The 3,639-nt window shown below is 36.6% G+C and carries 3 protein-coding genes; 2 read left to right on the forward strand and 1 reads right to left on the reverse strand.

Translation table 11 applies throughout. The features are described 5' to 3' along the window. Nucleotides 1-1,065: retention module-containing protein (locus I3255_RS13320; protein ID WP_238039242.1), on the reverse strand; the 1,065-nt coding region annotated here is incomplete at its 3' end. A gap of 314 nt (nucleotides 1,066-1,379) precedes the next feature. Here I3255_RS13320 and I3255_RS13325 point away from each other — a divergent pair. Further along, nucleotides 1,380-2,774, forward strand: a complete 1,395-nt coding sequence (locus tag I3255_RS13325) for an HlyD family type I secretion periplasmic adaptor subunit (protein WP_238039243.1) — start codon at nucleotides 1,380-1,382, stop codon at nucleotides 2,772-2,774. Between the two features lie 2 nt (nucleotides 2,775-2,776). Continuing rightward, on the forward strand, nucleotides 2,777-3,639 hold an 863-nt coding region (locus tag I3255_RS13330; RefSeq protein ID WP_238039244.1), incomplete at its 3' end, for a TolC family protein.

Here is a 3,639-nt window from a genome sequence, read left to right on the forward strand (position 1 = left end):
GATCACTTGGCCTTTTTCAGTGCTTTCATTGATGGTGACACCAGAGTCGGTACCAAAGCTTGGGTTTTGACCATCAACAATTGTTACATCTGTGTTGATTGGATTATCTATCTCGTTACCACTTGTATCCGTTCCTGTGATATCAAAATTGATATGTATTTGATCACCAGAACTAGTAACTACGCCATTTGAATCACTTGAGTTATGATCAATAGGTGCATGAATGGTTGTGATAACTTCAATATCAGCATTGTTATCATGCGTACCAACACCTTTAATCTCTATAGTTAAGATTATTTGGCCATTCTGAGTGCCAACAATAGAATTTGAATCAAATATGAATAGAACAGGTTGACCACTAGAGCGAATATCTGATGATAATTCATTCAGTAATGAAGTGAGGGAAGATGGTGTAAATGTAAATGAGTCGGGATCGAGAGGAAGAGAACCTGCTTCTATTGTAATTATTTGAGATGTGGATACTGGGTAAGAACGATCACTTAAATCCCCTTCTGTTACTTGTAAAGAGATTTGCTCTCCACCTTCAGCAATTAGTATTGCTAGTGGTTCTTCAACACTTTGTTGAGATGACGGATCATACGATGTATCAAATCCGGCTTCAGCAAGCATGGAATCATTATCATAATCAATCGTAATAAATCGCCCAATTGCAGAGCCGGCTAAAACGATACCTGCAGCAGGTGCTTCTTGTGTTTGAGTCGGATCTTCTCCTGATAATATTGCATTTTGAATTGCAGCTATTTCATCGGCTGAGACATTACCTTCTAGCAATTCTGATAAATTTAATTGAGCATTTTCCGGTAATTGCTGTTCTATTATTTGATCATTATTATTAACAGCGATACATGATATGCAATCATCTGAAAAAGCAGACGATTCTGAATCAAACTCATCAACCAAGACTGCTTGAGTATTTTTATCAAGCAATAAAATTTCATCTTCCGTTAAGGCATGTTTATCTGCTACTCGTACAATTTTGCCACTAGCAGATAGTATAAATGCTTCACCATTTTGAATTTTGACTACTTTATTTAGATTTTCCATTCTACCACCAACAAATGTTATAGAGGTATAGTTATTCCTGATTAGAATAATTTATCATTATAATAAGTTTTACTAATCGATGATAATAACGTGAACTGCATTTGAAGAAAATACTTTACGCCAATAATTTGTCACTTTATTATCTAGCAACCAAATGCATGTTGCATCTGTAAAATTAATAGTAAGATAAACAAAAATTTACTACTTTAAAATGCGATAGTTTAAGTTTGCTAGTTCATGTCCCTTTGCTTTGATTTAAACCTGACTAGTCCCTACTTACTATAGATATTTACTCAAATTGTGATGGATGCATGATGGCCAATAATGATAAAAAAAATACTCTATCCAATCTGGATTTTATTGATGATAAATCAGCTGCACTGCTACTTAACACACCAACTAGTGCACGTATTTTACTTTGGGTAATACTGCTCTTTTTTATTGTAGCTTTCGCATGGGCATCGGTCGCTAAGTTAGACAAAGTAACAACCGGGATTGGTAAGGTAATTCCATCAAGTCAATTGCAAGTCGTACAAAACCTTGAAGGTGGTATCGTTAAGCAAGTTATGGTGCGCGAAGGCGAACATGTAACAAAGGGACAAAAACTATTACTGATTGATGACACTCTATTTCAATCAGACTATAAAGAAAAAGATCAAAGCGTCGCTGGTTTACAAGCAGATATTATTCGCTTTAATGGCTTACTTGCTAGTATTAAAGTAGATAAATCTCAAGCATCGAAGGATTGGCAAAAAACGGTGGTTATAGAACCGGCTCAACTGGCCTTTACTAGTGAGTATAAAAAATCACATCCAGATAAAGTTCGACGTCAACAGAATGAATATCGAGATAATATTTCGAACCTCGAAAACCAATTATCAGTCGTTGCTCAACAAATCTCTCAAAAACAAAGAGAATTAACAGAAAATCAATCTAGAATCGCTAATCTACAACGCAGTTACAACATTGCTCTCAAAGAGTATAACATCACTAAGCCTCTAGCAGATGAAGGTGTTGTACCTAAAATTGAACTGCTAAAATTGCAACGTTCATTAAATGATACAAAACGAGATTTAACCTCAGCCCGGCTGCAAGCTCCCGTAGCAAAATCCGCGATTAAAGAAGCTACTTTCAAATATATGGATATTGCACTGCAATTTAGAAGTGATATTCAGTCAAAGCTTAATGATACTAGTGATCAATTATCTAGTATGAACGAGACCCGAATCGGATTAGAAGATCGTGTCAAAAGAACCACGGTGGTATCTCCTGTTACCGGCACTATTCAAAAGATTTATGTTAATACTGTTGGCGGTGTTATTCAGCCCGGCATGAACTTAATCGAAATAGTACCTACAGAAGATACATTACTTATTGAGGCAAAAATCGCACCGCAAGATATTGGCTTCTTACGACCAGGGCTAAAAGCAATAGTGAAATTTACTGCATACGATTTTACTAGCTATGGTGGTCTTGACGGCGTGGTTGAAACCATCAGTGCTGATACGATCCAAGATAAGGAAGGTAACAGTTTCTATCAAGTGAGAGTTAGAACGGATAAAAATAGTCTTACTGCACCAAATGGTGAATCGTTACCTATCATCCCAGGTATGACAGCTTCTGTAGATATAATCACAGGAAAACGCTCAGTTCTGGACTATCTACTTAAACCTATATTAAAAGCTCGTCATTCTGCTTTAAGAGAGTAAATATGAAAAATAATACGTTAAAGAAATTAGTCTTCACGATAGGAGCCTCTCTGATGACCATGCCTGTTATGGCTCAATCATTAGAGCAGGCAGTCGCTGAAACACTAGCATCAAACCCTGAAATTAAAAGTGCTTTCAATGAGTTTATGAGTCGTAACTCAATGATAGATGTAGCAAAAGGTGATTATTTGCCTTCTGTTGATCTTCGTGCAGGGGTTGGTTACAACAATTATGATAATGAGTTTGGTACTAAGGGAGAATATGACCCCAAACAAGCTGAAATCAGTATTCGACAGCTATTGTGGGACGGTTCTATTACTTGGAATAACATTAACCGTAACCAATCAGAAACCGAGGCTCAACGCTATCAGTTACTTTCAGATGCCCAAGATAAGGCATTAAAAACAGCAGAAGTGTATCTTGATGTTCTACGTGCAGAAGCTGTTTTAAAACTCTCTGAATCGAATTATAAAGTCCACCAACATATGTATGTGGATATTAAAAAACGTGCTGATGCAGGTATCGGTTCAACAGCAGACTTAGCACAAGTAGAAGGCCGCCTTGCCCGTTCAAAAACCAATTTATTGGCAGCCCAAAGTAACTTAAACGATAAGAAAACAGAATTTGCTCGCACCGTGGGAACATTTCCAGATAGTTTGGTTACACCAGAAGTTGACGCTAACTTCATTCCAAACTCTCTTGATGATGCAATAAAAATTGCTAAAAAGAATAATCCTGTGATGTATGTTGCTAGTAATGATATTGATGCTGCTGAATATCAATATAAACAAGCAAAAGGCAATTTTTATCCTACCTTTGATATTGAAGCATCACAAGAATGGGGTAATGAGCTTAATGGTTCTCG

The sequence above is a fragment of the Psychrobacter sp. Ps6 genome (assembly GCF_022129235.1).
Classification (GTDB): domain Bacteria; phylum Pseudomonadota; class Gammaproteobacteria; order Pseudomonadales; family Moraxellaceae; genus Psychrobacter.

What these genes read in the sequence shown, in the direction of transcription:
- I3255_RS13325 (WP_238039243.1), top strand. Translation starts at nt 1,380, where the DNA reads ATGGCCAATAATGATAAAAAAAATACTCTATCCAATCTGGATTTTATT.